The sequence below is a fragment of the Lachnoanaerobaculum sp. genome, from assembly GCF_057250505.1.
In genome coordinates this window covers 216222-219008 of record NZ_DBHIEQ010000001.1, presented here as the reverse complement: position 1 = coordinate 219008, position 2787 = coordinate 216222, and the positions used below count along the sequence as shown (strand labels likewise).

General features: G+C 41.5%; 1 protein-coding gene. It reads right to left on the bottom strand.

Features of this window, described 5'->3' with window-relative positions:
- Positions 1 to 2623 (bottom strand): transglycosylase domain-containing protein (locus ACO6FI_RS01175; protein WP_485455737.1); only part of this gene is annotated, 2623 nt, incomplete at its 3' end.
- Positions 2624 to 2787: the final 164 nt, after the last annotated feature.

Sequence of the window (2787 nt, the reverse complement as noted above, 5' to 3'; positions counted from 1 at the left end):
CAGGGTGGTTAGCGTTCGGAGCCACGCCGACATCCTGATTGTCAGTGGCACCTTCAGTAGGTGCTTCCGAACCTATTATAGGGTTGACATCACTGTGTATATTACAGGTGGCGCTCGGTACTGCATATTGTGAGTCGTCTGTTTGTGACTGTCCGCTTGGAATTATAAGAGCCACTCTTGTAGTGGTAGGACAGTTAGGTGTAGGCAAAAGTCCGCTGTCTCTACAAACCGTAACTGTAGTGTGATGGTCACAGACTTCTGTAGGTACGGTACCCTTTGCAAAGTATTCGGTATATGTGGAATCTCCTCTCGGGTCGTGGTCACATACTCCCGGTATAGGCAATTTTCCTGATTTTCTGCATACTACGGCAGTCTCTACGGAATCAGGTACAGGGAAGCCTATATCTTGTTGCCCCTCAGATACCTTGGTCATTATCTTTCTCCAGATATCTTTGTGGAAGCTTGTTCCTCCGTTATCTGAAAGCGTCTGATTTTCATCACAACCTGCCCATACACCTGCGGTATAGTATGGTGTGAAGCCTACAAACCATACATCCACATTGTTGGATGTAGTACCTGATTTACCGGCGACGCTCATATGGTCAAGATGCGCTCTGGTAGATGTGGAGTTTACATTGATTCCGCTGCTTGCAAACTTTCTGTTGTTCTGAGTGGATGCCGCCATGGCATCTGTAAGCAAGAATGCGGTGGAGTCCTTTATAACCCTATGTGTTGTAGGAGTAGTATTGTCAAGGATTGTCTTACCGTTGTGGTCTACAATCTTTGTAAAGAACATAGGCTTTGTATACACACCTTGATTTGCAATAGTGGCAAAGGCGCCTGTAAGCTCAAGATTGCTGACACCCTTTGTAAGACCTCCAAGTGCAAGTGAAGCATTATAATCCTGATCGGTAAGTGTGCTTATACCGAAGTCTGTAGCGTATTGTACACCGACTCTCGGAGTAACCGTCTCCATAAGTGTCTTTAGGGCAACTATATTCATAGAATATACTATACCGTCACGAATGCTTGACCATCCGAGATAACCTTGTTTATCATACCAGTTTTTGAAAGTTTTATCTCCCAGAGTATATTCGGCATCATAATAAGTAGTGGCAAGAGTAGCACCGCTGGTATCAAGTGCAGGTGCAAATGATGATATCACCTTAAAGGTGGAACCGGGTTGCCTGGTGGTATCAGTGGCTCTGTTAAGTGAGAGAGAAGAAGTCTTTTCACCTCTACCGCCGCTTATCGCCTTTACAGAACCGGTCTTTTGATCCATAAGTACAAAAGAAACCTGCGGCTCCAATACCGTCTTTACACTTTCGCCTACTATAGTATCTCCGTCTTTCAATATAGATGACTTATATTTTTCTGCATCCGCCTTGGCGGCATCCTCGGTCGGATATAGTCCGTTGAAGCCGTCATGTAACGTTTCGGAGTGGTACTTGTTAATATCCTTTTCAGAATAATTATGTGTGTTCTTCTCACTGTCTGTGACAGTAAGTCTGTATTCAAGTGAGTACTTTGTGTCCGGATAGTTTTCAGGGTTGTTTACTTCTCTGTCCACTATCTGTTGCAAGTTAGGGTCTTGTGTGGTGTATATGGATAAACCGCCGCTGTACAAAAGATTATGTGCCTGTGTTTCGGTATAGCCCATTTCATTGATAAAAGCCTGTGTTACCTGTGAAATCAGTGCATCTGTAAAATAGCTGTACGGACTGTTTTTTTCCTTTGCAAGAGTATTTATATTTTGAATCCTTGAGTATACATCATCTGCAAGTGCTTCTTCCTGCTGTTCCTTGGTGATATAGCCCTGGTCGTACATATATTGAAGAATTATTTTTCTTCTGTCTGAATTTGCTGTTTGACCTGTGATAGGATTGTATTTTGTAGGTCCCTTGGTTATAGCCGCAATAACGGTTGCCTCCGATAGAGTTAAATCTGAAACCTCTTTTCCGAAATATCTTCTGGCTGCCACCTTTACACCAAGTGAATTGCTTCCAAGGTTTATAGTATTCAGATAGTTTGTAAGGATTAGCTTTTTGTCCATTTGTTTTTCAAGCTTTACCGCCAAATACATCTCCTGAAATTTTCTCTCTACTTTTTCTCCGAAGCTTCTTTCTCTACCGCCGTTGAATACATTGTTTTTTATAAGCTGCTGTGTAATGGTAGAGCCGCCGCCGGAAGAACTTTTGCCGGTGATTACACCGCTGATTGCTCTCAGTATCGCTCTGGTATCTATACCTCTATGTTTCCAAAATCTTGAATCCTCTATGGCGACAAATGCGTCAATAAGTACTTTCGGCAATTCATCATATGTGGCTTCTTCACGGTTTGAGCCTGCCATTACCAAAGTATCTGTTACCTGACCTGCCGAATTGTATACGGTAGTGGCATATCCGAGCGGAACAATGCTGTCTACGTCCACCTCGGGGGCATTGTCTATGATACCTTTTATCATACCTATACCCATTGCGCCTCCCAAAACGGCTATAACCAACAGTGAAAGAAAGAATGTTTTAACCGCCTTAAATATGGCTTTATTTATATATTTTCTTTTCTTTGAACCGAAGGATTTTAAGCTTTTTTCAGGAGCTTTATTTTCATTCTCTTTATTCATTACTTTTTCCTTTTCAAAACAAATTTAAATTAAAAGCACTCACTCATAGACTAGATTATACAACATTAGTTCAATATAGGCTATCAGCTTTAAATAATCTTTATCTTTTATATGCTGTTTTTTAATTATAAAAAGGTACCCTTACGGATACCTTTAGAAATATT